This is a genomic window from Amycolatopsis acididurans, assembly GCF_012328925.1.
Classification (GTDB): domain Bacteria; phylum Actinomycetota; class Actinomycetes; order Mycobacteriales; family Pseudonocardiaceae; genus Amycolatopsis_E; species Amycolatopsis_E acididurans.
The window spans coordinates 49,067-75,791 of the sequence record NZ_JAAXLS010000031.1; the positions used below are offsets into that span (position 1 = coordinate 49,067).

Sequence of the window (26,725 nt, forward strand, 5' to 3'; positions counted from 1 at the left end):
TGCTCCCTCGCTCGTCGGGCGCGCACCACGAACAGTATCCCGTGACCGCGGAGCAAGATCACGTCGTGGTCGCTACTCCAATCGGCTCTCCGACGGCCGCAGCGGGCCCGCCATGCGCGGTCCGGCGAGCTTGCGTTCCAGCCTGCCAAGGCCGGTGCGCACCGGCTGGGCCAGGTATTCGCCCAGCACCACACCCGCGGCGAGTGCGAGCCCGATCGCGACCGCCTTCATCAGCGTCGAGACATTGCCGTTGCCCTGGGTGGCCAGTTCGTACAGACCACGGTACGTCGACAGACCCGGCAACAGCGGCGTGATGCCGGACACCGCGACGACCAGCGGGGTCACTTTCAGCCGCCGGGACAGCACACCGCCACCGAAGCCGACCAGCGTCGCCGCGACCGCGGACGCGGTGATCGCGTCGAAGTCGGTGACCAGCAGCGCGCCGTAGGCCCCGCCCCCGATGGCGCCCGCGGCGGCGGCGACCAGCAGGGACCGCAGCGTCGAGTAACTGCCCAGCGCGAAGCAGGCGGCCGTACCGGCACCGCCGACGATCATGATCGGCAGTTGCAGCGCGGTCTGCGTCGGCACCTCGGGTTCGACCTGGACGTAGCCGAGCGCCTTGGCCGCGCTCAGAGCCAGTGCGACACCGGTGATGAGCCCGGCACTCATCAGCGCAGTTTCCATCGTGCGGCCCGCCGCGGTCACGTTGTACCCGGTGATCGCGTCCTGCACCGCGGAGACCGTCGAGAGCCCGGACAACAGCACCGTGATCGCCGCGGACGCGACCAGTGTGGAGAAGCGGCTGGGCACGAGCCCGGTTTCCACGATGAGGGTCGCCAGCCCGGTGGCGATGAGCCCGCCGACGACCTGCTGGAAGAAGAAGGGCAGCGCGTACTTGTTGAGCTGGCGGCCCAGCCGGTCGATCAGCGACGAGATGACCAGCGCGCCGAGCGCGATGTCCGGCCCGCCGCCGATGATCAGGGTGATGAAGAACGCCATGCCGCCCCAGGCCAGCGTCGCGACCCAGCGCGGGTAGGCGTGCGGGGCGGTGGTGATCTTGTGGAGTTCGGAATAGGCCTGTTCGGCGCCGAGGTTGCCGCGGATGATCTGCTGCACCAGCATCTCGGTCTGGGACAGGCGGGTGTAGTCGAGGCTGCGGGAACGCACCACGCGCAGCGCGCTAACCGGCGTCATGCCGTTACCGCGGTGGCAGGTGACGGTGATGGACGTGAAGATCACGTCGACTTCACAGTGCGGCAGGCCCAGTGCCGCGGTCAGCGAGATGATCGTCGCGGTCACGTCGGACGCGCCGGCCCCGCTGGCCATCTGGACTTCACCGATCCGCAGCACCAGATCGAGGACGAAGTTGACCGTCGTGTCGTCGGGAAGGGCCGGACCGTACTCGGCGGTGGATTCCGCGGCGGGCAGTTCCCCGGTCGGTGCTTCGAGAATGTGCCACGCCCGCCGCCGGGGCTCGGTGGAACGCTTGCGCCGGTTGGCCTTGTCGACGTTGGGGTCCTGGGGCGCCTCCAGGATGTGCCAGCCGCGCCGCCGGGTCGCCGGGCCCCGGGCGCGCTGGTTGTTCTTCATAGTGGACCTCCACCTCCTTCACGGTTCCCCGGTGAGCATCGCCACGCCCCCGGTCGCCGTTGCAAGAATCAAACGGTGGCGTGCACCACTTCGCCGATCATCCCCGAATTCGCCCTGTCCGGCACAGGACGCCGGGCGCCCCACTATGATGTCCGCGCAGGCCGACTTAGCTCAGCTGGTAGAGCAGCTGTCTTGTAAACAGCAGGTCAGGGGTTCGAGTCCCCTAGTCGGCTCCAGTCTCACCAGGGGAAACAGTCCTTGGTGACGAGTTTGATCAGTGACTGTGTCAATCACGGTGACTGCGAGTACGATGTGATCGTGGCTGGTCGCGTTGCCAAGAAGCGTCCGAAGGGCTCGGTGCGCAAGCGGGGAAAGTCGTTTCAGGTCAACGTTTATGCGGGCATCGACCCGTTGACCGGTAGGCGCTTGTACCTGAGCGAGTCGACCACGGATGAGCGCCAGGTCGACAAGATCCTGCGTCGGCTCCTGACCGAGGTCGACGAGCGCGAACATGCCCGCACGAAAGGAACCCTCCGCGCGGCGATCGATGCGTTCATGGAAACGCACGAGATGGAAGCTTCCACGCGGCGCAACTACAAGCTGTTCGACAAGCACTTCATCGGACCGGCCCTGGGTGGCGAGCCCGTGTCCAAGATCGACGCACGTGCGCTCGAAACGTTCTATGCGCAGCTGCGTCGGTGTCGGCGGCGATGCGACGGCCGACCGTTTATCGAGCACAGGACGACCGACGAGCACGAGTGCCGCGTCGTTCGTCACAAGCGCCCGCCGGGCCGTCGGCCAGCTGACGGCTACCCGGAGCATGACTGCGCCCAGGCCGGTTGCAAGGTGATCGAGTGCAAGCCGCACGTGTGTGATCCGTTGCCGCCCGGCACCGTCCTGAAGATCCACTACGCACTGAGCGCGATCTTTGCCGCGACCGTGCGGTGGGGCTGGCTGCAGTCGAACCCATGCGACGTCGCCAAGAAGCCGTCGCAGGCGCCACCGCAGCCGAAGCCGCCCTCAACGGACCACGCTGCGAAGCTCGTTGAGGCCGCCTGGAACGAAGACCCGATGTGGGGCACGCTCGTTTGGCTGGTGTTCGTGACCGGCGTCCGGCGCAGCGAAGTCCTCGCCTTGCGCTGGACCGACTTGGCCATCGAACGTCTGCACGGGTGCCCCGATGTTGCCCTTTGCGTCGCCGTCAAGCCTGCCAACTGTCCTAACGCGACGATTGCTGGGAAACTGGCCGTCCAGCGCGCGGTGGCGCGCGTCGACGGTGTCTTGATCGAGAAGGACACCAAGACTCACCAGATGCGGCTGATCTCGTTGGACTCGACTACGACCGAGCTGCTTGAGGAGCACCGTCAGCGCTACGAAGCCACCATGCGCGACCTCGACGCCGATCCCGCACCAAACGCGCTGATGTTCTCGTACGCGCCGACCGCCGACCGCCTCGCCGACCCGGATGCCGTCACCCGCCGCTACACCAACATGGGCAAGTCGCTCGGCATCGACAGCAACCTGCACGCGTTGCGGCACTACGCCGCTACTGAGCTACTCACCGCGGGGGTCGACCTTCGCACCGTCGCTGGCCGGCTGGGTCACGGTGGCGGCGGCGCAACGACCCTGCGCGTGTACGCCGCTTGGCAGAACGAATCGGACCGGCGGGCGGCGGAGATCCTCGGGGGTCGGCTCACCCGTCCGACGCCACGACCGAATACCGAGAGCGGAGACCGTGACGACTCGTGAGAACGGTCCGCGCGATCGGGAGCAGGTGACGGTTCCCGCCGAAATCGTGCGCGCCGCCTGCACGCGCTGGCCGGACCGCGGCCCTGCGTGGGCAACCTCCGTCAACGATGGACTCGACGAGCTGTGCCGCCGATACCAGGTCCAGACCGTGAAGGTCATGGATGCTCGGTACGGGTTCGTCGTCTCGGTACGTGCGGCCGGGGATCGCCTGTTGGTCTTGAAGTCCACGCCTGATCCGGCCGGCGCATTGCAGGCGTCCGCAGCCGAGCAGCTCGCCGAGTTGGGCATCGGTCCGACAGTCCACGAGGTCGTAGAGTCCGACGTTGGAACCTGGACCGTCATGGACCAGGTCCAGCCCGGTACCCGCGCTGCGGGCTCGTCGTCGCTCGAAGAGCTCGCCAGCCTGCTTCGTCCGCTTGTCGCCGCGTCGCCGCCAGCCCGTGCGTTGCCGCCGATCTCGGAATGGTTGAGGCAACGCCTGCGCAACGGCGGCCTTACCGACCTACCTCCAGGCGTGGCACCCGCTAGTTCGGATGAGCGCGCCAGGGCGTTGTCGACTCTGGACGATCTGGTCGCCGACGAGGCTCGCTCGCTGTGCCACGGCGACCCATCGGGCGGCAACGTGCTTCGTGGTTCGCGCGGTCTGCAGCTGGTGGACCCGCGTGGTGTGTCGGGTGATGTCGAATACGACGCTGCTGTTCTGGCTCTGAAGACTGGGCAGCAAGTCGCTGCCCTGGCCCGGCAAACAGGCATAGACGTCGCGCGAGTGAAGGCGTGGGGTTCCGTCGCGATTGCAGCGCGAGTCTGACCTCTCATCGTGGATCACTTCGCTCGTTGTTGGCGATAGTGATTCGCTTCGACAAATGCGTCCACGATCTGCTGAGGCTCAGCCACAATGAGCCTGATCTTGGTGGTGCCGGTTTCGTCTTTCAGTGCGACGCGCGAGCGTATCTCGCGACCCCTGCTCGACGTCCACGGCGGCGCACCAGGGCGCGGTGTGCCCGTGACTATGACACCTGCCACATCTCGGCCAAGGCTCAGTGGCCAACTGCGACCGCTGCACCCGATAGCCCAGTTGCGGGATCGCTGTTGACTATGGAAGGACATTCTGCATTATCCCGACAGGACCAAAGCCTCTATGGGCGAAGAACTGCTGCATTCAGGATGGGCACGGTATGGCGCGGCGACTGCGAAGTCAGTACGGCGATATTGTTCCAGCGCAGACAGGAAAAGTTATGGCTGACTACGTTCTGGGTGAAGCAGTGAAGGGGTACGGCGGCGGCTATGTAGTTTTCGATGGTCGATTTGTCACCATTGGTCACAAGGGATTGAGTAGAGCAACGGCCGGCAAAGGCGAGAAGCGGATTCACGTCTCGCATATCGCTTCGGTTGAGTACAAACCTGCCGGCTGGGCGGTGAACGGCTACATCAGGTTCAGCACGGCTGGTAGCAACGAGTCCCCCCGCAGGGGAACTGGGCGGCGTACCACGAATGCAAGCAAGGACGAGAACGCCGTGATTTTCAAGAAGGGCCAGGGCGATGCCTTCCTTGCACTACGCACCGCTGTTGAGAATGTTGTTGCAGATCATTACGAAAAGAGTTGACGTTTACTCAAGGGGTAGCTTGGGTCGCGGTTACCATGTTCCACGACCGGAGAGGACGCAGGTGCAACCCCTGGTTCCGTGACACCAGGCTCGCAGGCGGCATACTCATGTGTGCCTTATGACGGAGCGCGGACGCATATCAATTCGGCCATATCGTCAATGATTGCGTCCGGTCGAAGGCGTTCGAAGCGGTCGCGCTTGGCAGGCTTGTTCGCGTAGGCGATCACGCGAGCGCCGGCGGCTCGCGCCGCCTCGATATCGGTGCTGGAGTCGCCGACCATCGCGCAATCCCGCACGCTCAGGTTTAGTAGTTCCGCGGCATGGAACAGCAGGTGCGGGTGTGGTTTGAGCAAGTTTGGGTCTGCTTCAAGCCTAGACGACACTGCGGCCACGTAGCCGGCAAGGTGATGTTGGTAGAGGTACGCCCGGACGGATACGGCAGAGTTGTTGCTTACCACGACGACCCGCCGGCCCGATTCGTCGAAGTGCTGCAGCACGGCCGCAGCTCCGGGGGTCGGGGTCGCCTCAGCCACAGCGCGAGTTTCGAGCCGAGCAAGCTCGGTCTCCGCACGCGCAGCCGCTGACGGTTCGGTGCGCGCGACGTAGGACAGGATCTCGAACGGCTCGCTCGTTTTGGGTGCGTCAACAAGTCTCAGCCGAGCGCGAAGTTCCTCCGCTACAGCGGCCGGGCTGAAGGCGCTGAAGACCGAGCAGATAGGGCCGTCGAAGTCGAGCAGGACCGCAGATGTGCTGGCGAGTACCGCGGCTAACGCTTCGTTGCTCACTGCTGGAAGTCCCGCGCGACAGTCGACCAGACTGAGTCGAACCACATGCGGGACTGTCGGAGGTACTGCGACGCGACGCTGTCCTCGTCGCTGTCAGCAGCGTGGTGGAACAGCGTGGCGTCCTTGCCCATTAAGTCCCAGATCGCCGTTTCCTCGCCGTCGAGCCTCAGCTTGTGCTCCTGCACGGGGTAGTAGCCGAAAAATACGTCGGCATCGTTAAGCAGATACAGCTTGAAGAGGGGCACTGCAGGGTTGATCCGCACCTGCGCGCGGGCGTTCGGCACGAGCCCTAGGTCGGCAAGCTCGTTAACCGTGTCGACGACGGCGAGGGTGTGCCGCTGCATGATGCGCGCCGCGCGGGCGCGGAAAGGTGGACTGTCAGCCAGGTCATCGACGCGGGCCGGGAGCGTCCACGGCTGGCGGGGGTCCGGGACAAGTAAGCGGACCGATAAGGATTCTGGGCGAAGTCGACCGTCGCGGATCTTGTCGAGCGGCTCGGTGATGGCACCGTGCAACGTCTCGCCCGAGAAGCCGGCGAAGTCAACCGACACTTCGGGTTCCTCGAAGGCGCGCTCCAGGTGCGACCGGAGGTCGACTGGCCGCTGCGTCCGCTCTCGGACGTAGACCCCGCTGCCCTGGCGAGATACGACGAGGCCCTCGTCGCGCAATAGGCGGATGGCCTGCTGAACGGTCATGCGCGCGACCCCGAACCTCTGCGAGAGCTCAGGGCCTGACGGCAGCTTTTCGCCCGGCTGGAACGTCTTCGTGAGAATCGCCGCGCGCAGCGCGTTTGCCACCTGCTGATACGGCGGCCGCGGGTCGTCCGGGTCGAGTTCCATACGTCAAGTCTATGGCCTATCGCTCCGACTGAGCTAGGCAGCCTAGACAACCGCTTGACATGGCTAGCCATGCTGGGTAACTTCGAACATGCCTAGCCAACCTATACAGGTTGGCGACGGTGGACCGGCACAGACAAAGCGACCCGGGCGGGGATGCCGCCCCGCCCGGGCCTCGCACCGGACATTTGGAGACCCAGATGCAGGAACAAGCTACGACAGACGAGGCGAGAGCAGGACGCGCGCAGTGCCGCGAGTTGCTTCGCGACGTCGCGTTGCAGAACGCGATGCGCAAGCGCGCGGCCGGGGTGCCGACGTACACGGTTCCCGAAGCCGCCGCGCTGCTCAGCCTGTCGCAGGAGTACGTCTACCGCCTCATCCACGCCGACGCGTTCCCGGCGCTGCGCTTGCGGCGCGGCGGAGGGCAGGGCCGTTACGTCGTCCCGGCCAAGGCCGTCGAGAAGCTGCTCGACGTCGCGTCCGGCGCTGGGAACTGCGTCGACGTCGCGGACTGGTCCGAGGCATGGCGCACGAGCGCGGCTGGGGGTGCGGCCTGATGAGGACTTTCAAGGCCGTCCTGGTGGCGGTGGTGTTGATTTTCGTGGGTGTGGCTCTGTCGGGCTGGCATGTGAAGGTGGCGGTGGTCTGGCCGTGGTTCGTGGTGGCGGGTGTCGCGGCGGCGGTGTTTGGCCTGGCCGAGTTGGTGAGGGGCAACCTGGCCCGGTTCGCCACGGTGTCGGCCGGGGTGGTGGGCCTGTCGGTCTGGTTCGTGGGTTGGGTGCCGGAGGAGACCCCGGGCTATGGGGTGTGGCTGTGGGGCCTGTTCGTTGGTGGCCCGGTGCTGCTGTTCACGGTCGTGTTGGGCCTGCGGGGTCGGGGTGGTTCGCGTGGCTTGATCGGTCGGTGGTCGCGGCGGGCGCGTCGGAATGACGGGGTGGCCTCGCGGTGGCAGATCTTTCGGGTGGCGTCGAAGTCGGCGATGCGCCGCAAGGCCAAGACGGTGAAGCCGAGCCTGCGGCACGTGTCGTGGTGGCAGCGTCGCCGGACGCCGGTGACGGAGTACGCGACCCGATTGGCGCGGGTCGGTGGGCAGGGGATCTGGTCGCCCGTGGAGGACGTCACCCTGCGGATGGGTGGCCCGCGTACCGGGAAGACGGGTGAGCTGGCCGGCCGGATCTTGGATGCGCCGGGCGCGGTGATCGCCACCAGCACTCGCACAGATCTGATCGACCTCACGGCGGGTGTGCGGCGTGGGCGTGGCCCGCTGTATGTGTTCAACCCCTCCGGGCTGGCCGGGTTGGAGTCCACGATCAGCTTCGACCCGTTGACCGGGTGCGCGTCGCCGGTGATGGCGACCTACCGCGCCGGTGATCTGTTGCCGACCGGGGGTGGGGACGCCGAGCGCGACCACTGGGTGAGCCTGGCGCGTCAGGCGCTGGCGGCGCTGATGCACGCGGCGGCGTTGGGGGAGTTGTCGATGCGGGAGGTGCAGTCCTGGGTCGCGGACCCCGAGGGCGCGACCGATGAGGTGCTGCGGCTGCTGCGGCGGTCGAGCGAGCCGGCGTTCGCGCAGGCCGCGCAGCAATTTTTGACGACGAACGAGCGGACTCGCTCGTCGATCACGACGACGATCATGCCCGCGCTGGGGTGGTTGACCGATCCGGCCGCGACGGCGGCGGCGACCGGCGGGTCCTTCGAGGTCGCCGAGCTGTTGGAGTCGCACGCGACGGTCTACATGCTGGGTGCGGAGGAGGGGCACACGGCGCCGTTGGTGGCGGCGTTGACCGCGCACATCGCGCGGGAGGCGCGGCGCATCGCCGCCCAGTGTCCGGGGGGCCGGTTGGATCCGGCGTTGACGCTGGTCCTTGACGAGGCCGCGCTGATTTGTCCGATTCCGTTGCACAACTGGACCGCGGACATGGGTGGCCGCAACGTCACCATCCACATCGGGGCGCAGTCGCGGGCGCAGCTGCGGCAGCGGTGGGGCGACACCGGTGCGGCGGCGATCATGACGAACTCGGCCACGGTGATGATCCTGGGCGGTTCGCGTGACCCGGACGACCTGGGCGCCTATTCGATGCTCACCGCGGACCGGGACGAGCAGGTCGACACCGAGGACGCGGACGGCAAGGTCACGGGCCGGTCGCTGCGGAAGGTGCCGGTGCTCTCGCCGGGGCAGATCTCGCAGCTGCCCGCCATGCACGCCGTGATCATCCGCCGGGGGATGCCCGCCGCGGTGGGGCGGCTGCAGATGGCGTGGAAGCGCCGCGACGTCAAGGCCGCCGCCCGCGCCGAACGCTACGCCGTGCTGGCCGAGCGGTGGATCGAGCGGTGGGGCGAATGGGCCACACGTGCGGACGCGGCGGCCGACCGGATCGAGGCGTGGTTCACCGCCCGGGCCGCTGCCCGCAGGGACAAGCGCCGGGCCGCCCGCGCCAATGCCGCGATGCCGGTGTGGGAACGCGCCGAGCAGGTGGTGCGCGCCGAGGTGATTCGGCTGGACACCATCCGAGACGCCGAGCGCGGTGAGGGGGAGCGGTGATGAACGCGATGACGATGCGCCTGTCGGCGCTGCTGGAGTCCGGTCACGGCACGGTGTTCGCGCGGTACCGGCGCCAGGACCCGTACGCGATCGTGCTCGGGTTCGACGCGGTCCAGCCCGGTCTGGAATGGACCCTCTCACGGGAACTGCTGTCCGACGCCCTGCTCTACGGCGCGGCCGGGGTGGGCGATATCCGCGTCACTGTGCGCGGTGACCTGGTCGTGCTCGGACTGTCCACACCCGACGGGACAGGGACCGTGGTGTTCCGCCGTAACGAGATCGACACGCTGATCGCCGCGACGCACCGAGTGGTGCGGCCCGGACAGGAATCGGCCGAGCTGGACTGGTCGGACGTGCCGGGGGTGAACCGGTGATGGCCCGGGAGGTGGCCCGGATTCAGCGCGAGCGCACCCGCGGGTGGCGTATGCCCGCCGGGGCGGTGTATGTCGGGCGCCCGACGCGGTGGGGCAGCCCGTTTCACATCGGCCGGGAGTTCGGTGATCTCCGGTGCCCGGAGTGCGGGTTCGTCGAGCCGAACGTGCGGGTGGATTCGCCTCAGCGGGCGGTCGAGTTGTTCGACGCGTGGCTGCGGTGGCCCCGCCAGTCCTTTCCCGGGATCGCCAGCGCCCCGACCCACGGTGAGGTTCGGGACGCGTTGGCGGGGCACGACCTTGCTTGCTGGTGCCCGGCCGATCAGCCGTGTCACGCCGACATCTTGCTCGCCCTGGCCAACCCCGGCTCGGTTTTCGGAGGTGACATCGCATGAGCAGCAGCAAAGACCTGAAGGAATGTGTCCTGTGTGGACGGCGCGGCGTGCAGGGATTCGGTGCCGCTGACGCACGCTCGTGGCGTTGTTCCAACAGCACCGCATGCCAGCGCCGGATCGAGGAGGCAGCGCAGGAGCGCCTGCACACCCCGCCCGCCGCTCAGGGTGCGGCGGGGGCGGTGCCGGAGGCGGCCCTGGCCGGGTTGGCCCGCGAGGTCGAGGCCCTGCGGACGAGGGTGGAGGCGATGTCCCCACTGTCGCAACGGGTGCAGACGCTGCACGACGAGGTGGCCCCGTTGCCCGCGCAGGTGAGCAAGCTGGCCAAGGTCGTGAAGTCCCTGGCCGATCAGGCCGGGCCGGACGAGCAGGTCGGCAAGACCGCGCCGTTGTCCTGGCTGGATCTCGCCGATGGCCCGGATGACGATGGCGCGGGGGCCGCGCAGGATGTGTTGACGGAGCTGTCGGCGTGGCTGGTGCGGGTGTTCCTGCGCTACCCCGATGGCGTGGCGGCGTTGTCGGAGTGTTGGTGGTGGCACCCCGATGTGGTCGAGGAACTGGTGTGCCTGGAGCGGGCGTGGGTCGCGGCCTACGTCGACACCGACGCGACCGTGGGTCGCGCGGCGGACTGGCATGACCATTACCGGCCTGGCGCGGTCAAGCGGATCAGGCAGGCGACGCAGAACTGTTCGCTGGAGGCCCACCAGGCCAGCGGGGAGCGGCACCGGCCCGGGCCGCAGATCCCGGCGGGCATGGCGCTGGCACCCATCGCCGCGTGGTGGGGCAGGGATCGCGCGAGCGTCGCGCCCGAGCCCGAGGCCGACCTGATCGCTGAGACCCGCGTCGCCGAGAGCGCTCGGCGGCGTGCGGGAGGTGCCCGGCGATGAGGGTCTTCGATCTGTTCACCCGCAGGGGCCGAAGCGCGGTCGGGACCAGCGGTGTCGAGGCCGACGCCGGGGCACGGGTGTGGGGCGCGGTGAATTCCGTGCCTCCTGGCGTGGTCTCCGACGGTGATCTGGCGCGAGCCGGGATCGGCCGGGATGAGTTCGACCGTGTGACCCGCGAGCAGGCCGCCCGCGTGCGCGCCGAGGAGCAGGCGCAGTGGGAGGCAGAACGGGAGCTGGCAGGCGACACCGACTACCTGGACGACGCCGATTTCGCCGAGGAGGCCGACGGGGATCCGTTCCTGGCCATGGAGAGCGTTGGGGAACCGGAGATCGTTGACGCGTGGTGGCAGTCGCCGTCGACGACGGCGGTGTCCGAGCGGGCGCCGGCGCCGGGCAGCTGGATCGCCCGCAACCTTCCTGCCCGGGAATCCACCGACGGCACGGTCGCGGCGCCGGTGCTGGATGACCGCGGCATCGAGGACTCTCTGCAGGACGGTGACGTGGACGAGCAAGTCGTCCCGCCGACCGCGCGGCAGGTGCCAGCGGAGGCAGATGCCGAGCCCAGCCGGGGCGGTCACGACACTGAGCCGGGGGCGCGGCGGCCGGAGGACCGCAACTATGCCGCGCTGCGTGCTCGGTGGGCGGCTGAGGCCCGCGACGACCTGGAGGCCGCGCGCACCGAGGCGCAGCGACTGCTCGGCGATCCTGGCACGGACGCCCGCGATCTTGAGACGCGGCTCTACGACCGGGTGAGTCGCCAGCTCGACGCCACCGCACCGACACCGGGCGAGGACCCTGCGACACCCGAACGGGCCGCGTACGCGCGGCTGCGGCTCGCGCAGAGCAGGTACGACCACCACACGCAGCGCGGTGCTGACGTTGTCGCGGTGTCCGAGGACCACGAGTCCGGCCTCCTCAGCGCCGAGGAGGCCGACGTGGCCGAGCCCGGACAGCGCCACGTGGCGCGCGAGCCGCTGAGCGAGGACATCGGTGTGGGGCGCGACACGGATGCGGTGCTGGAGCGGATCGACGCGCTGCTCGCGGAGCCGAAGGCGGCGCCGCTGGGGCAGGCGGTGGCCGAGTGCGGTCACACCGTGGCCGCAGCGGAGCAGGCCCTGCGCCAGGCCGAGGGAGCACGGGAGGACCAGGCCCGGGCCGAGCGGTGTGCCCGCTGGTCGGCCGCGGACGCGGCACAGACCGCAGCCGAGATGAGCGAGGGGCGGGAGTGGGCATGAGCACGCAGGAGAAGTCCTCGGCCGTTCTGCTGGCGGCGGGGCTGGCGGTCGCGCTCGGCGCCGCCGCGGCCACGGCCCATGGTTTGTTCGAGGTGGCCGCCGCCTCCGGTGTTCCGGCCGGGATCGCGTGGATCTACCCGCTGATCACCGACGGGCTGGCGATCGTGGCCTACGCCGCGACCTCGCGGCTGGATGACGCGGGGCGCCGGTATGCGTGGGCGGTGGTGATACTGGCCGCCGGGCTCTCGGGTGTGGCGCAGGCGGTGTTCCTGGCCGGTGGGCTCGGCGCCACCGGGGCGGCGCACATGGTGCCGGTGGTGTTGCGATTCGGGGTGGGCGCGTGGCCCGCCGTCGCGGCGGCAATCGTGGCGCACCTGTTGTTCATGCTCGCCACCCCGCACCGGCCGACCGGCGCGGCAACCACCACCCGCGACCGCGACACCCCGGCGGCCGAACAGAGCAATCCGTCCACTGTGGACAACGCGCGCGAGCGTGTTCAACATCCAGTCGTTCAGCCCGCGTCCGTTCAGTCGCCGCCTGTTCAGTCGGCCGCGTTGAACGCGTCGCTTCCGCCGGGGGCTGCTGAACGTACAGCGGAGATCCCCGCCATCGTCCAACCCGAGCCCGCGACCGGTGTCGGTGAAGCCGCGAAGGACGCGCCGCGTCCGGTGAGCGCTCCGGCGTCGCCGAAGCGTGATCGCGCGCTGCGCGAAGCCCGCAAACACCTGGCGCTGCACGGCACCCTGCCGACGGTCGATCAGCTGATGAAGGTCGCCGAAGTCTCCCGAGGCACGGCAGGAACCGCCCTGCAAGAACTCCGCGACCAGCCCACACCACTGCACTTGATCGGTGAAACCAGCACCAGCAAGGCCAACTCATGACCACCAACGAAGCCACCACAGCAACGCAACTCAGTAAGCCACCACACAAGTCCATGACCACCATCAGTCACTCACCCAGCAAAGACTCAGCAAGCCAAAGAAGAAATGCACACCTAGGCATCACGATCCGATGGGCCGGTGCGCCCTGGCGGGCGCCCGGTCGCACCACCGCCGTTGTTGATCTTCAAATTCCCGTTGTTGATCTTGTGAGGGGGTTGTAAATGCTGTCGCTGGCACGGGGTTACTCGGTCAAGTATCTGACGGACGAGGTCGCCAAGGGCCGGGAGAACTACTACACCGACGCGGTCGCGGCGGGGGAGCCGCCGGGCCGCTGGTACGGCACCGGCGCCGCCAAACTCGGCCTGACGGGGCTCGTCGACGAGCAGGACATGCGCGCGGTCTACGAGCAGTTCATCGACCCCCGCGACGAGGTGTTCAACGATCCGACCCGCTGGGGCGAGGCGTCCACTCTCGGTCACACCGGCCGGAACTATCCAACCGAGGACGAGTTGTACGCGGCGGCGTTGGACGCCGAGCCGCACGCGACGGCTGAACGCCGCGAGGAACTCCGGTTGGACGCGGGCAAGCGAGCGCGCCAGAACCTGGCGTTTTTGGACGCCACGTTCAGCGTCCAAAAGTCGGTGACCGTGTTGCACACGGCGTTCGAGGCGCAGCAGGTGAAAGCTGAACGGGCGGCTGAACGGGCCGCCGAGGCGCTGGCTACCGCGTCGTCGACCGGGGCCGATCCGTCGGAGTTGGCGGAGTTGGTGCGGCAGCGCGACGGCGCGCTTGAGGCCGCCACGTCGTGGCGGGCGCACCGCGATGCGGTCGAGGACGCGATCTGGGCCGGGAATCGGGCGGCGCTGGACTACCTGTCCGAGCACGCCGGCTACTCCCGGGTCGGGCATCACGGCGGCGCCGCGGGCCGGTTCATCGACGCGCACGACTTCGTGGTGGCGTCGTTTTTTCAGCACGACTCGCGCAATCACGACCCGCAGCTGCACATTCACAACGCGATCCTGAATCGCGTGCAGGGCGTCGACGGGCAGTGGCGCACGCTGGATTCCCGGGCGCTGCACAAGTTTCGTGGCGCCGCGGCGGCGGTGGGGGAGCGCACCACCGAGGAACACCTCGCCCGCGCGCTCGGGGTGCGCTTCGCGGCCCGGCCGGACGGCAAGTCCCGCGAGGTCGTCGGGATCGACCGGCAGGTGATGGAGCTGTTCTCCTCACGGCGGCGGGCGATCACGCGCAAGACCGCGACGTTGGTGGAGGCGTTCGAGGCGCGCTTCGGGCGCGAGCCGAACAGCCTGGAGCTGGACCGGTTGCAGCGGCAGGCCACCTTCGCCACCCGCAAGGCCAAGACCCACGACGGCGAGACCACCGAGGCCCGGCTCGAACGCTGGGACCGGGAGCTGCGCGCGGAGATCGCCGACGGCCTGGCCGGAGTCGCCCGCGACGTCCTGCACACCGCCCGCACGCCGCGCGAGCAGGTGGCGTGGAACCCGGCCGAGGTGCTGGCCACCGCCCTGGCGGACGTGCAGTCGAGGAAAGCGGCCTGGACCGCACCGGATTTGACCCGGGCGATCAGTGACGCCCTCCCGGACCAGCTCGGCGACCTCGACGGCGCCCAGGTCGCGCGGCTGCTGGACACGCTTACCACGGAAGGGCTCAAGCTGGCCACGCCGCTGGATGCCGAGCGGCCCGGCGAGCAGCAACTGCCCGCGGGGCTGCGGTTGGCCAACGGCCGCTCCGCCTACGAAGCCCCCGGCGGTCGCCTCTACGCCACCCCCGATCACATTCACACCGAACGAGCCCTGGTCACCTCGACCGCCTGCGGCGGCGCCCCGGCACTGCAGAACCCGGCCGCGGACGGGTTCGTCGAGGCACTGGCCGACGCCGGGGTCGTGCTCGGCGCGGACCAGGCCGCCGCGGTACGCGGTGTGCTGTGCTCCGGTGCCGCGGTGGAATCGCTGGTCGGCCCGGCCGGGACCGGGAAGTCCTTTGTGGTCGGCGCGCTGGCGAAGGCGTGGCAGGACCCCGACTTGTGGGACGGGCAGCACCGCCGGGTGGTGGGCCTGGCCGCCAGCCAGGTCGCCACCGATGTGCTGGCCGGCGAGGGTTTGACGGCGCGCAACATCGCCCGCTGGCTGGGTGCGCAGGCCAAGCTCGCCGAGGGCTCCACCCACCCGGAACACCTGGCGTGGAAGCTGAACGCCGGGGATCTGGTGGTGGTCGACGAGTCCGCGATGGCCAACACCGCCGACCTCGCCCGGATCCACCAGCACGTGCGCGAGGCCGGGGCGAAACTGCTGCTCACCGGCGACCACCGGCAGCTGGCCGCCGTCGGTGCCGGAGGCGGCATGGACCTGATCGCGAACGCAGGCGCGGCGTATGAGCTGACCGAGGTGCGCCGCTTCGACGCCGACTGGGAACGCGGCGCCTCGCTCCGGCTGCGCGACGGCGACGCCAGCGTGCTCGCCGATTACCAGAAACACGGGCGCCTGCTGGATGCCGGCACCCGCGAGCAGGCCGAGGCCAGCGCCGCCCGCGCCTGGCTGGCCGACACCCTCGCAGGCAAGCACTCGCTGCTGATCGTGGACACCAACGAGCAGGCCGCGCACCTATCGGCGGAGCTGCGCCGCGAACTCGCCCGGCTGGGCAAGGTGGCCGAGACCGGGGTGCCGTTGGGGATGCAGGGCACCTACGCCGGAATCGGCGACCTGGTGCAGGCCCGCCTCAACGGCTGGAACCTCGCCGGGGTCGAGGGCAACCGCGAGGTGCCGATCAACCGCAAGCAATACCGCGTCCTGGAAACCCGGGATGACGGCGGGCTGCTGGTCGCCCCGGTCCTGGGACGGGAGGACGGGATCGGGGAGGTCCTGGGTGAGCGGATCACGCTGCCCGCCGACTATGTCGGCGAGCACGTGGTGCTCGGCTACGCCTCCACCGTCCACAGTGCCCAAGGGCTGACCGTGGACACCAGCCACCCGGTGATCACCGAATCCACCTCGCAGGAGGCGCTCTACGTCGGGCTCACCCGCGGCCGGGAGAACAACACCGCCCACGTCACCACCCTCGCCGTCCCCGCCGACGCCCCGGACGGTGCCGCGCTGGAGGCGGTGAAACGCAACCCCTCCGCCGTGCTGGCCGGCGCGTTCGGCGGCACCGGCCCGCAACGCTCCGCCCTCGCGGAAGCCACCGAATCGGCGGCGGAGACCGGCGCCATCCGCACCCCCGCCGAGCTGCTCGCCGACGCCACCGAGCTGGCCACCGCGGGCCGTACCGCGCGGTGGCTGGACGACCTGGTGCAGGACGGGAAACTCACGGAGAACCAGCGCGCCCGGATCGCCGCCGAGGACGGCGGCCCCACCCTCGCGCGGCTGCTTCGCCGCGCCGAACTTGCAGGGCACGACCCCCGGCAAGTCCTCGACCACGCGGTCACCGGGCGGAGCCTGTCAGGGGCGCGGCAGCTGACCAACGTCATCCACCACCGCATCACCGACACCGTCGCCCTCGACCCGGTCGGCGACACCTACGCCGACTGGCTCCCGACGGTCGACGACCCCGAGTGGGCCGCCTACCTGCAGACCCTGGCCGACACCGCCGACCAGCGCCGCCACGAACTGGGCAGGCAACTGGCCGCCGAGCCGCAGCAGTGGGCGGTCGAGGCGTTCGGCCCGGTGCCCGAGGACCCGCAGGAGCGTCACCGCTGGATCGAACACGCCGGAACCGTGGCGGCGCAGCGGGAGCTGACCGGACACGAGGACCCGGAAACCGCCCTCGGCCCCGCGCCGAAGGCCGGGCAGGTCGAAACCTACGCCTCGTGGCGCTCCGCCTGGCGAGCTTTGGGGCGCCCGGAGTCCGGGCGCGACGAGCTGGAAATGAGCGACGGGCAACTCCTCGTGCGGATGCGCGCCTGGGAGCGCGAGAAAACGTGGGGGCCGCAGTTCGTCGGCAACGAACTCGCCGGCACCCACCAAGCCGCCGACGCACGCCGCCGCGAAGCGGCGCTGCGCCGGGCCGAGGCCGACGCTGCGGACAGCACCGACGAGCGGGATAAACTGCTCCAGGAAGCCGCCGACGCCGAGGCGCTGGCCGACGTCCTCGCGAAGCGGGCCGCCGAATTGGAGACCGCCGACGAGGCCCGCGCGGTGTGGTACGCCCACACCGCCGAAACCCGCGCCGCCGCCGACCGCGCGCGCCTCGAACTCGCCGCGCGCAACGTCGACACCACGCCACCGGAGCCAGTAACCGCGGACGACTGGCTCGACGCCCACCGCGAGCACATGGCCGTCGAAGACCTCCACCGCGACATCACCGACGAGGCCGACCTCATCGATGTCGTCGAGCAGCGCAGCGCCGACCTGGCCACCGTCGAGCAGCAGAATCCCCTCGATGCCGCTGCGGAGGAGGTGGTCGAGACCGGGGTCGCCGACATTCGCGACACCGCGGCCGCCGAGGAACCCGTGGTCGAGTCGGACGAGGTGCGGGTGGCCTCGGCCGAGGAAACGGCCGACAACATCACGCAGGCGCAGCGCGCCCTGCTCGAAATCGAGGCCCGCCAGGCGGTCGAGGACCAGCACGCCGCAGAAGAGACGCAGGCGGCGGAAATGTATCGGCGCCACACCGTGGACGCCGCCGAAGCGGCTGCGGCGGAAGACGCCGCGGTTCTGGCGCGATGAACCGGTCAGCTCTGGGCGTGGGCCAGGAACGGCGATCGGCGGCTGCCCGCTGCGACGCCACGCCCACCCCAGGGTCTGCACCACCGCCAGCAGCCACCCCGGCCGTTCCGCCAGCCATGGCGCCACCGGCCGGCGGAACAGCAGCACCTCGGCCGCGATCGACTCAGCCTCGATCGTCTCTTCGTGCGCCACACCGAACCGCCCCGTCACCGGAGCCTCGGCAACATAGCTCCGCCCGGAGTCCGGGCGGACCGTTGCGCCGGCCAGCCACCGGCAGGTCTGCGCCACCCCGAAACTCGCCCACGTCTTGTCCCGCTCGTAGCGCTGCTCGGCGGCCAGCCACAGACGCGCGAACTCGACCACCGGCACCCGCACATTCCCCCTCGGGATGCCGTCGAAATCGCGCCCGGTCAACTCCATACCCCCGATGGTGACACGAGGCACCGACAAAAACACCAGCCCGAACGGCAGCACCACCAGAAAAGCGGCCGCCCTCTACGGGCGGAAAGCGGGGCCGCCTGCGGCGGCACTGACCCGTCTACCGCCTGAAACGTAGTCACTCACCTCGGGGACGGCGGCCCGTGTCCGGTTACCACGACGCCACCTCACGGTCAAGGACAAGCCGGGCTTCGCCCGGGCGCTGACGCGCTCCTTGACCGTGAGCCTCCGGCGCCGTGGTCGCCCTCGCCCGCGGGCAGGCCCCCAAAAGCACGGGGCATGCCCGCAGCCCAAGCGGCGCGGACAAAAAGACAACAAACCCGGTATCGAGAGTCCGAAGTGGAGAGTCGCGATGACGGACAAGCCGAGGAAAAGCAAGGAAGAGCTGGCCGCTGGGCGGTGTGGCATGACTATCGAGCAGTGGCAGCGCGTCAAGGCGCAGACCACGGCGGCGAAGGCACGCGGCAAGCGCCCGGCCGGAACCGCCGGTGCCGAGACCAAGCTGGCCGGCTGGGGTGAGGTGGCGGGGCAGGAAGCCCTGTTCGCCGAGGACACCGCGAAGCGGGGTGAGTCGTGATGGGAACCGTCTACTGTGGCCCGTTCGCCGAGCAGGTCGACGCCTACTCCCACGAAGGCTACGCGGCACGGATCCTGCCCGATGGCACCGAAACCGGGAGCTGGACCTGCGAAACCCGCGAGTTCACGGGCTATCGCGCGCATTGCGATTGCGGATGGCGCGGCACCACCACCTACCCGCCCACCGACCAGGGGGAGGAACTCGCCGACGAGGAATGGGATCGCGACCATCTCCGGCCGCTGATCGACGCCGAAGCCCGGCGGCACACCGTGACCGCCGCCCGACTGCTCGATTTGACGCACAGCCTGAGGGCGTCGCTGCCAACCACGGTCGACGAGCAGGGCGGGCAGGTGCTGACCGCGCGTGCTCGCGGTGCCCTCGACGTCGTGAAGCGCCTGGAAGAGCTGCTGGACGAGGTGGCGGGGGAGTGAGCCAGCGATGACCTACAGCCTGTATGACGAGTTCGCCGGATTCGGCGGCAGCTCCCAGGGCGCGGCCGCGGTGCCAGGGGTAGAGCTGATGCTGGCCGCCAACCACAATCCGCTGGCCGTCGAGGTACACGGGATGAACTTTCCCGAGGCCGATCACTACTGCGGGGACATCGCCAAGGCCGACATCGCCTCGTTCCCGCGCGCCGATTTGTTCTGGGCGTCGCCGTCGTGTCCACCGTGGACCGACGCCCGTGGGGTGCGGCGGGATTTCGACCGCTCGACGCAGGGTGTGCTCTTCGACCCCGCCGTGGGTGCGGTCGCCACGGATCCGAACGTGGCCCGGGCCCGGGCGTTGATGGAGGAAATCCCGCGCTATTTGCAGGCGATGCGCCGCAAAGGGAAGCCGGTGTTGGCGGGGGTGGTGGAGAACGTGGTGCAGGTGCGTAAGTGGGACGAGTTTTCCCGGTGGCGGCGTGAGATCGAGTCGCACGGCTACCGCACCCGCCTGGTCGCGCTGAACTCGATGCACGTCACCGCGCCCGTTACGCGCCGGGTGGCGCAGTCGCGGGACCGGTTCTATATGCCGTTCTGGCTGGCCGAGCTGGGCCGGGACCCGGACTGGGACAAGTGGTTGCGTCCCCAGGCCTACTGCCCGGGCTGTGAGGCGGTGGTGGAGGCGTTGCAGGTGTTCAAGAAGCCCGGTGTCGACATGGGCCGGTATGGGCCCAAGAGCGGGCAGTACGTCTACCGCTGCCCCAACCGGGGCTGCCGCCACCAGGTGGTCGAGCCCGAGGTGCTGCCCGCGTCGACGGTGGTGGACTGGAGCCTGCCGCCAGGGCAACGGATCGGGGAGCGTGTCGACGACAAGGGCCGCCCGGATCCGCTGACCGAGGCGACGCTGGCGCGGATCGAGGCCGGGCTCGCGCGGCACGGTCGAGCGTTGCTGGCCCCGGCCGGCGGGACCTGGCGACGTGAGGCCGTGCCGGTCGATGTGCCGATGGCCACGCGCACGACGCGGGAGACCGATGGGCTGGTGCTGCCGCCGCTGGTGGTGCCGGTCGCCCAACGCGCCGGAGTCGACACCGCCACCACCGCGGAGCAGCCGCTGCGGACCCAGACCTGCCGTCGCGAAACCGCCCTCGTGATCCCGCCGTTCATCTCGCTCCTGCGCGGGGGCGGCTCGAAAACCGCCGCTTATGCGTTGGCGGGGCCGTTGCCGACGGTGTCGGCGCAGGGCAACCATCACGGGCTCGTCGGGCCCCCGGCCGGGGTGGAGCACATGCTGGTCCGCCATAACACCGCGCGGGGCAACCCGGGGCAGATGTGCACGCCGATCAGCGAACCCGTCCGCACCCTGACCACGGCCGGGCATCAGTCCCTGGTCGGCTGGCCCACCGGGCGGGCCGCGGTCGAGCGGTGCACCTTCCGCATGCTGGCCACCCACGAAATCGCCGCCGGGATGGGCTTCGCCCCCGGCTACCAGGTCAAGGGCTCCAAACGCGACCAGGTCCGCGGCTACGGCAACGCCGTCACCCCACCCACCGCCGAAGTCCTGCTCTCCGCCCTCGTCGAAACGATCAGCGGCGAGCCGCTCGACCCAGCCCTTCCCACCACAGCGCGAACGAGGGGAGGTGAGACGCGATGAACTGCAACCCCGCCGCAGGAGACGGCCACTACTACGTCAAGCAGAACGGCCACTGGGTGTGCTGCAAATGCGGCCACGCGCGATGAGCGACGGTGACTGAAATGGGTGAACGGGCCGGGTCGTGACCGGCCCGTTCACCGTGCTGACGGTATCAACAAGGCCGCCTGGCTGATCGTTGTCTCGCGCAACGTTCGCTGGCGTGCCGCGAGTGATGGGAGCTGGAACGCAACGCGGGCCACGGTCGATACATTGGTCATGACAAGTAAGCACGCCACGCAAGATGACCTCATCGTCCAGCATTGCAGGGAACACCATCGCGGTCACGCCGTCATGGGAAGCTTTCAAGGCAACGAAGTTTGGGTGTGCGGCGAATGCCAGTTCCGCATCCCGGTGCCGATTCATGACGACGACGAGTAACCTGCAACAGTGGGAGCGCGGCGAACGATAACCAGAACATGACCGCCGCCGAACCGATCTCAGCGAACACTGAAATCCAGGACGAACACGAGACGCCACCCGACGTCCAGCCGGAACCGGCTCAGGTGCAGCCGCTGCGAGAACGCGAGTGCCTGGAGATCATCGGCGACGGCTGCTGACATAGGAACCTATCTCGCGCGCGGGTGTTGGGGGCCTTCGACCTACGAGTGGTCGGCCGAGTTGGATCGGGCGACGAGCGGCCTCAAGGTCACGTCGTGAGCCCGTGTTTTCCGTTCAGGCGCCGTCGTGGAGGAACACCCAGCTGTGCGCCTGGGGCGATGACACTGTCTGTGTGCCTTGGTCGGCGACTTCCACCGAGTAGGAGCTGTACCCGTCGGGCACTCCATCGACCGCGATGTCGAAAACGCAGGCGGTGCCGATGGGATTGGACTCGTATCGGGCGTTCTTGAGCGAACCGGCTGCGAGCAGGTGGCCCTGACCATCGAATACCTTCACCGGTGCCCCCGCTCGCGCGTAGGAAGACGAGCCGCTGCCCTGGCATGCCGCGCCCTGTGTCAGGCCCTGGGCGGAGGTCACGAACAGGTCGAACGCTCCTTTCATGGTGAAGGTCACCGTCCTCGAGGTCGATGTGGCCGCAGCGGTGGAGGTGGGGGCAGCGCCCGATGTCGGAGCGGCGGGCGCGCTAGTGGACGAGCAGGCCGCGAGGGCGAGCAATGAGGCGACCGTGCTAGCGGTGGCTGGCAGGTGTTTCATTGATGCCCCCGTTCTGGTTCGCCTCTAGGTCGTGCGCGCGGTCGATCTTGTTACGCGACCGGCCGGCTAGGCGTGATGTCCAGGCGGGTGAGTCGGGTGATGGGTGGGTCACCTCCGAAGGCGCTGTGCGGTCGGTGATTGCAGAAGTTGGAGCCAGTCGTTAGCGCCGTCCTTGCCGCGCCTGCCGCCACGGTCAGGGCGTTCCGCCGGAGGCAATGCGCATGTGGCTGCACCAGTGCGGTTCGCCGATGTTGGTCGGTTCTCCGACGGCTGCCCAGAAGGCCCGTGCCTCGCGGGCCGTCACAGTGGTCGTGGACCATGTGTAGTGCGGGGCACGGGCGAGGGCGGCGGCGACGAGAAGGCGCCCGAAGCCGTGGCGGCGATAGTCCTCGTCAACGCGAACCTGTTCGATCACGGCGCGCTGGTCGACCGGGCAGAGGGATAGGTCGATGTCGCCGATGCTGGTGCCGTTGAGGTGGACACGGACGTGGCCGACACCCGCCCGGACCGGCGGTGGCACGACGACGAGGGCGATGCCTTTGCCGGGTGCGGTGTCGGCCGGATGCTGGAGCGCAGGGTCGATCGGAACCCAGTCCCCGTTGCGGCGCGCGACGCGGCAGGCGTTGCAGCTGTCGACGTAGGTGCCCAGGAAGTGCGAGTAGCTGCTGCTCCGGCCACCGATGCGCAAATCATGGCCCCACGGGCAATGATTTGCCACCAGCCAGGTGGCGGGGCGAACGTTTTCCACCGACCCGAACTCGCCTTGCCCGCCGGTGCGAACCGACCCGAACATGCTGACCACGCCGACCTCCCTGCGAGGGCGCTGGCCGGATGCTTCCCCCACCCGACCAGCACCTACAGCCGAAGTTAGAACACATGTTCGATGATCGCAACGCGTGGCGAATCACACGCCCGCCGGGTTGGCTTTACCCGTCGGCGCGGTGGATCGTGGTGGGGTCGCGGTCGGGGCGCAGTCCGCGCCAGGACGGCGCTCGCAGGCGGCCGTCGGTGGTCCATTCCCGGTATTCGACCTCGCCGGCGAGCACGGGGTCGACCCACTGCGCGGTCCGGGCGTACTCGCGCCGCACCGGCACGGCGTAGGGGCTGGTTGCCTGCGCGAGTGGCGTGAGGCGGGCGTGCATTTCGCGCAGGGCGCGGTCGGTGAAGCCAGTGCCCACGTGGCCGACGTAGACCAGTCGCGCCTGTTCGTCGTAGACGCCGAGCAGCAGAGCCCCGAGCAGGCCGGTGCGGCGTCCCTGGCCGGGTGTCCAGCCCGCGATCACGACTTCCTGGGTGCGGGTCAGGGGTGTCTTGATCCAGTCCGTGGAGCGGATACCGGGCCGGTATGGGGAGTTCAGGCGTTTGGACACCAGCCCCTCCAGGCCTGCCTGGCGGGCGGTGTCGAGCAGGGCGGCGCCGTCGATGTCCTCGGCCAGGAAGTGCCGGCGCACCCGCACCTCCGGGCAGTCGAGGTCGAGCGCGGCCATGCGCTCGCGCCGGTCGAGGTACGGGAGCGTCAGGCAGCTGCGCGTACCGGATTGCAGCAGATCGAAGGGAAAGAACACGACCGGGATCCGCTCGATGCGGGCCCGGCTGGGGCGCGCGAGGTTCATGCGCTGCTGCAACAACCCGAAGCTCGGGCGCACCTGCTCGTCCAAGGCCACGATCTCGCCGTCGAGCAGCAGCGGGCGCCGGGTCTTGCCTGTCAGCGCCGCCAGTTCGGGGTAGCTGGCGGTTACGTCACCGAGCCGGCGCGAGTACAGCCGCATCTGCCCGCGCCTGACCGCGGCGATCGTGCGTACGCCGTCGTACTTCCACTCGAACGCCCAACCCGGTTCGTCGTGCACCGGTCCCGAGGTCGCCAGCATCGGCGCGACCGGCGTCGGCAACGTCATCACCCCATACTCGGGTCGATCGACGCGTACCGCGACTTAGCCCTGGTGAGGGTCAGCGTCGTCCGCGGGAGCCGGGAGCGCCGCCGCCCTCCACCGCGCGCGGAGACCGGATTGCGATGCGGCTGGCGCCTCACGCCTGGCTGTATTCTCCTGTTGCGTGGCTGTGCGTCCGTTGACCGTACGGACGCGCCGGTCAGCCAAGCAGTTTTGCCTTTGCTTGGTCGAACTCTTCCGGCGATAGCGCTCCGGTTTCATGGAGCTGCACGAGCTTCGTGAGTGCGTCGGCAATGTTTGGTGGCGCTGGTGCCGCGGGCGCGTTCTGCGGAACGTTTCCGCGAAACGATGGGTGGTTTCGAATCCACGCTTCGATCTTCGTGGCGGTTCCATAGTTTACCGGGCAAACCGCGAGTTCTGTCCCGCCGCCTTGCAAGACAAATACTTGCTGGAACGCGCTCGCGCCGTTCTTCCTGTCTTGTTTTGTCGCCTTGCGCACTGAGAAGCCAGTTACGTCGGAGACGTTGACTTTGAAGGCTGGAAGCAGCTTGCCAGTCTGCCGGTACTCGATGATGCCGTCGGCGTACTCGATTATGCTTCCGTTCCCGACGCCGAGCCCATGGCTCTGTCTTCCCGCCACTACTGGTCCCTCCTTGGTTGCCTGCCGACAACGTCGTTCACGGACGGAGGGCTGTTACGGAGACGGAGCTCACTGCTTCTCTGCGTGCCAAGGTCAGGCCGGTCCAGGGTGCACCGCCAGCATTCGCAAGATTTGGCAGTGGCGGTGGACCCGATCTGCCCGACCGGGGCACAGTCTTGGGCACCAACTCGCGTCAACCGACACCGATCATGCCCATTTTTGTGCCCATCATGCCGCCGTTTCCCCTGGTGACGAGCTATGAGTAGGTCGGCGTCGCAACTACGGATCAGACGACCGCGAGTAGGCCGTGCGCAGCAGAGCTGGGGCGCTATCGTGGAGCGCATGAGCGCTGCGGCTGCGAACCCGTTCGATGAGTCTCCAGTGCCAGCATTGCCGCCGGACACGACACCGGCGGCGATTCGTGATGCGTTGATTGACGAGGAGCGTGCCGAGTTCGAGCACGCTTACCAGGCCGCGATGGCCGAGGCCGCGGGGACGATGGATCTGACGAACGTCCTGGACGTGCTGCGCAACTACCACCGCATCGCGTGGCTGACGCAGCGGCAGGGCCGTGAGGCCCACCGCCGGATGTTGGACCAGGTCCAGCACACGCTCGCCACCGGCGAGCCCCCGGCCGACGCAGTGTCCGGCGAGGAGATCAAGGCCCTGATCGCCGAACGGCTCGGCCGCTAGTTTGTACCGCGTCGTCACTTACGCCGAGGCTGCGGAGCAGATCGGCGCGCTGCCGGCCGAGGCCCTGCCACTCTTCGCTGAGGCGTTCGGAGTGCTTGAGCTCGCGCCGTGGAATGGACGCCCGTACAACGCGAGCAAGCCCGACGGCGAGATGCGTGAGCTCGTCTTCGGCAGCCTGGGTACCGTGACCTACCTCGTGCTTGAGCCGCAACGCGAAGTACACATCCTACTTGTGCAATGGGTGGGCTGACCGTGGCACTGTTTGTCTACAGTGGAAGGCTTGACGATCACGATGACTGCGAAACGTCGCCACTGGCAGACAGCAGGTGCATGTAATCCATGTAACACGTCAGTCTGACCAGCGTATATGGGCTGGGTCGGTCTGCCGCAGCGCTCTTGTAAACAGCAGGTCAGGGGTTCGAGTCCCCTAGTCGGCTCCGTTTCGACCAGGGAGTTTCCCGGAGCGGGTCACTCCCTGGTCGCGGCCAGTACCGGTTTCCGTCTCAGTTGGCCCGCTCAGGCGGACCGCCCGGCGGCTGGATCGAGCAGGCCGGTGACCTCGATCTGGCGCCATCGGGGTGGGACACCGGGCCGCGGCGCCAAGGTTTGCCGAGTGGCGCCTGTGCCGTCGTGGCCATTGTGGACATCTGTCGCGAGATCGCGGTGGCTTCACGCCCCGCCGATGTCGTCGTTGTGGTTCCTTGGCTGGGACACTGGTGTGATGGCGTCTGAGCCGGAGTGTGTCCCTCTGCGCGTGGCGGAGTTGCTGGGTGCGGTGTCGTTGGCCACGGATCTGGGGACGGGGCAGCCGCAGTTCCATGGTGTACGCACGTCGGTGCTGGCGGCGGCGCTGGCTGGACGCCTTGGGCTCGACGCTGTGGGTGTGGCGGCGGTGCAGCAGGTGGCGTTGCTGCGTTTCCTGGGGTGTACGGCGGATGCGTGGGAGACGGCCCGGATGACCGGCGGGGATGATCTGGCGTTTCTGGCCGGGATGGCTCCGGTGGCGATGGGCGGCAAGCCGGAGATGGGCCGGGCGCTGGTGCGCACGGTGGGTGCGGGCCGGGCGCCGCTGCGGCGTGCGGCGTTGGTGGCCGGTGCGCTGGCCGATCCTGCGGGGGCCCGGCGGTCGTTGTCCGCGCATTGCGAGGTCGCGGCGATGCTCGCGGAACGCCTGGGTGTGTCGGCGACGGTGCGGGAGGCGTTGGCGCACGGCTACGAGCGCTGGGATGGTGCCGGTTTCCCCGACGGTCTGGCCGGGGAGGCGGTGCCGTTGGGGGTGCGGATCGCGGTGGTCGCCCGGGACGCGGCGTTGTGGTGGCGGGTGGGGCCGGCGCAGTGGGGCGAGGTGCTGCGGGCCCGGCGGGGCCGGGCCTATGACCCCGCGGTGGTCGACGCGTGCTTGGCGGTAGGCCCGGAGGTGCTCGGCTCTCTGGAGGAGTCCGATCCATGGGAGGCGATGCTGTCGGCCGATCCGGTCGGTGCCGTGATCGCGGGGCCGGGCGTGGACGCGGCGCTGGCGGCGGTGGCCGATTTCGCGGACCTGAAATCGCCGTGGACACGGGGACATTCGCCGCGTGTGGCCGAGCTGGCCACCGCCGCTGCCCGGCACCTGGGCATGGCGCCGGATGCTGTCACCAGCCTGCGGCGGGCGGGGCTCGTGCACGATG

General features: G+C 69.1%; 25 protein-coding genes, 1 tRNA gene and 1 pseudogene. 20 read left to right on the plus strand and 7 right to left on the minus strand.

All coding sequences use genetic code 11. The annotated features are described in order from the left end of the window. Positions 1-72: 72 nt before the first annotated feature. On the minus strand, positions 73-1,590 hold the full coding sequence (locus HFP15_RS30025; RefSeq protein WP_168520142.1) for a threonine/serine exporter family protein: 1,518 nt from the start codon (positions 1,588-1,590) through the stop codon (positions 73-75). Between the two features lie 160 nt (positions 1,591-1,750). Here HFP15_RS30025 and HFP15_RS30030 point away from each other — a divergent pair. From HFP15_RS30030 to HFP15_RS30045, 4 genes are all read left to right on the plus strand, one after another. Further along, a tRNA-Thr gene (locus tag HFP15_RS30030) sits at positions 1,751-1,826 on the plus strand. Positions 1,827-1,851: 25 nt separating this feature from the next. Beyond that, positions 1,852-3,339, plus strand: coding sequence for a tyrosine-type recombinase/integrase (locus tag HFP15_RS30035; protein ID WP_312871814.1), 1,488 nt, complete (start codon positions 1,852-1,854; stop codon positions 3,337-3,339). After that, positions 3,326-4,147, plus strand: coding sequence for an aminoglycoside phosphotransferase family protein (locus HFP15_RS30040; protein ID WP_168520143.1), 822 nt, complete (start codon positions 3,326-3,328; stop codon positions 4,145-4,147). The genes HFP15_RS30035 and HFP15_RS30040 overlap by 14 nt, the downstream gene beginning before the upstream one ends. A 427-nt stretch (positions 4,148-4,574) precedes the next feature. Then, a complete protein-coding gene (locus HFP15_RS30045) occupies positions 4,575-4,943 on the plus strand; it encodes a DUF4429 domain-containing protein (protein WP_168520144.1) in 369 nt (122 codons plus the stop codon). A gap of 116 nt (positions 4,944-5,059) precedes the next feature. On the opposite strand, the gene HFP15_RS30050 is transcribed toward HFP15_RS30045, so the two are convergent. Together HFP15_RS30050 and HFP15_RS30055 are read right to left on the minus strand one after the other, a co-directional pair. After that, on the minus strand, positions 5,060-5,728 hold the full coding sequence (locus tag HFP15_RS30050; RefSeq protein ID WP_168520145.1) for an HAD family hydrolase: 669 nt from the start codon (positions 5,726-5,728) through the stop codon (positions 5,060-5,062). After that, entirely contained in the window at positions 5,725-6,567 is an 843-nt protein-coding gene (locus HFP15_RS30055) for a GntR family transcriptional regulator (RefSeq protein ID WP_168520146.1), read from the minus strand. Before HFP15_RS30055 ends, HFP15_RS30050 begins: the two co-directional genes overlap by 4 nt. 197 nt (positions 6,568-6,764) lie before the next feature. On the opposite strand from HFP15_RS30055, the gene HFP15_RS30060 reads away from it, so the two are divergent. The 13 genes and pseudogenes from HFP15_RS30060 (at position 6,765) to HFP15_RS30120 (ending at position 21,241) form a co-directional block, all read left to right on the plus strand. After that, positions 6,765-7,121 carry a helix-turn-helix domain-containing protein gene (locus HFP15_RS30060; RefSeq protein ID WP_246272157.1) on the plus strand — a complete coding sequence of 119 codons (357 nt, stop codon included), beginning with the start codon at positions 6,765-6,767 and terminating at the stop codon, positions 7,119-7,121. Beyond that, positions 7,121-9,106 carry a type IV secretory system conjugative DNA transfer family protein gene (locus tag HFP15_RS30065; protein ID WP_168520147.1) on the plus strand — a complete coding sequence of 662 codons (1,986 nt, stop codon included), beginning with the start codon at positions 7,121-7,123 and terminating at the stop codon, positions 9,104-9,106. Before HFP15_RS30060 ends, HFP15_RS30065 begins: the two co-directional genes overlap by 1 nt. Further along, positions 9,106-9,480 (plus strand): SsgA family sporulation/cell division regulator, encoded by a 375-nt coding sequence (locus HFP15_RS30070; protein ID WP_168520148.1) that lies wholly within the window; start codon positions 9,106-9,108, stop codon positions 9,478-9,480. Before HFP15_RS30065 ends, HFP15_RS30070 begins: the two co-directional genes overlap by 1 nt. Continuing rightward, positions 9,480-9,872: a DUF4326 domain-containing protein gene (locus tag HFP15_RS30075; RefSeq protein ID WP_168520149.1), complete on the plus strand. Its 393-nt coding sequence runs from the start codon at positions 9,480-9,482 to the stop codon at positions 9,870-9,872. Before HFP15_RS30070 ends, HFP15_RS30075 begins: the two co-directional genes overlap by 1 nt. Next, a complete protein-coding gene (locus HFP15_RS30080) occupies positions 9,869-10,756 on the plus strand; it encodes a hypothetical protein (RefSeq protein ID WP_168520150.1) in 888 nt (295 codons plus the stop codon). Before HFP15_RS30075 ends, HFP15_RS30080 begins: the two co-directional genes overlap by 4 nt. Then, entirely contained in the window at positions 10,753-11,991 is a 1,239-nt protein-coding gene (locus HFP15_RS30085) for a hypothetical protein (protein WP_168520151.1), read from the plus strand. The genes HFP15_RS30080 and HFP15_RS30085 overlap by 4 nt, the downstream gene beginning before the upstream one ends. Then, a complete protein-coding gene (locus HFP15_RS30090) occupies positions 11,988-12,872 on the plus strand; it encodes a hypothetical protein (protein ID WP_168520152.1) in 885 nt (294 codons plus the stop codon). Before HFP15_RS30085 ends, HFP15_RS30090 begins: the two co-directional genes overlap by 4 nt. 221 nt (positions 12,873-13,093) lie before the next feature. After that, positions 13,094-17,554 (plus strand): MobF family relaxase, encoded by a 4,461-nt coding sequence (gene mobF / locus HFP15_RS30095; protein WP_168520153.1) that lies wholly within the window; start codon positions 13,094-13,096, stop codon positions 17,552-17,554. An 844-nt stretch (positions 17,555-18,398) separates the two neighbouring features. Continuing rightward, complete coding sequence (locus HFP15_RS30100) at positions 18,399-18,569, plus strand: hypothetical protein (RefSeq protein WP_168520154.1); 171 nt, start codon at positions 18,399-18,401, stop codon at positions 18,567-18,569. Then, complete coding sequence (locus HFP15_RS30105) at positions 18,569-19,000, plus strand: hypothetical protein (protein WP_168520155.1); 432 nt, start codon at positions 18,569-18,571, stop codon at positions 18,998-19,000. The genes HFP15_RS30100 and HFP15_RS30105 overlap by 1 nt, the downstream gene beginning before the upstream one ends. 7 nt (positions 19,001-19,007) lie before the next feature. After that, a pseudogene (locus tag HFP15_RS44200) lies at positions 19,008-19,517 on the plus strand (DNA cytosine methyltransferase); the annotation flags it as partial. Between the two features lie 1,233 nt (positions 19,518-20,750). Continuing rightward, positions 20,751-21,062, plus strand: coding sequence for a hypothetical protein (locus tag HFP15_RS30115; RefSeq protein WP_168520157.1), 312 nt, complete (start codon positions 20,751-20,753; stop codon positions 21,060-21,062). 38 nt (positions 21,063-21,100) lie between these two features. Beyond that, complete coding sequence (locus HFP15_RS30120; RefSeq protein WP_168520158.1) at positions 21,101-21,241, plus strand: hypothetical protein; 141 nt, start codon at positions 21,101-21,103, stop codon at positions 21,239-21,241. Between the two features lie 115 nt (positions 21,242-21,356). Here HFP15_RS30120 and HFP15_RS30125 read toward each other — a convergent pair whose 3' ends face one another. From HFP15_RS30125 to HFP15_RS43995, 4 genes are all read right to left on the minus strand, one after another. Continuing rightward, positions 21,357-21,695 (minus strand): hypothetical protein, encoded by a 339-nt coding sequence (locus HFP15_RS30125; RefSeq protein ID WP_168520159.1) that lies wholly within the window; start codon positions 21,693-21,695, stop codon positions 21,357-21,359. A gap of 334 nt (positions 21,696-22,029) precedes the next feature. Then, on the minus strand, positions 22,030-22,629 hold the full coding sequence (locus HFP15_RS30130; RefSeq protein ID WP_246272163.1) for a GNAT family N-acetyltransferase: 600 nt from the start codon (positions 22,627-22,629) through the stop codon (positions 22,030-22,032). Between the two features lie 133 nt (positions 22,630-22,762). Next, complete coding sequence (gene ligD / locus HFP15_RS30135; protein ID WP_246272158.1) at positions 22,763-23,731, minus strand: non-homologous end-joining DNA ligase; 969 nt, start codon at positions 23,729-23,731, stop codon at positions 22,763-22,765. A 193-nt stretch (positions 23,732-23,924) separates the two neighbouring features. Next, positions 23,925-24,365 (minus strand): SHOCT domain-containing protein, encoded by a 441-nt coding sequence (locus HFP15_RS43995; protein ID WP_210718051.1) that lies wholly within the window; start codon positions 24,363-24,365, stop codon positions 23,925-23,927. A gap of 342 nt (positions 24,366-24,707) precedes the next feature. On the opposite strand from HFP15_RS43995, the gene HFP15_RS30145 reads away from it, so the two are divergent. The 3 genes from HFP15_RS30145 to HFP15_RS30155 all read left to right on the plus strand — a co-directional run. After that, a complete protein-coding gene (locus HFP15_RS30145) occupies positions 24,708-25,058 on the plus strand; it encodes a DUF6247 family protein (protein ID WP_168520161.1) in 351 nt (116 codons plus the stop codon). A 1-nt stretch (position 25,059) separates the two neighbouring features. After that, positions 25,060-25,308 carry a hypothetical protein gene (locus HFP15_RS30150; protein WP_168520162.1) on the plus strand — a complete coding sequence of 83 codons (249 nt, stop codon included), beginning with the start codon at positions 25,060-25,062 and terminating at the stop codon, positions 25,306-25,308. Positions 25,309-25,812: 504 nt separating this feature from the next. After that, on the plus strand, positions 25,813-26,725 hold a 913-nt coding region (locus tag HFP15_RS30155; RefSeq protein ID WP_312871815.1), incomplete at its 3' end, for an HD domain-containing phosphohydrolase.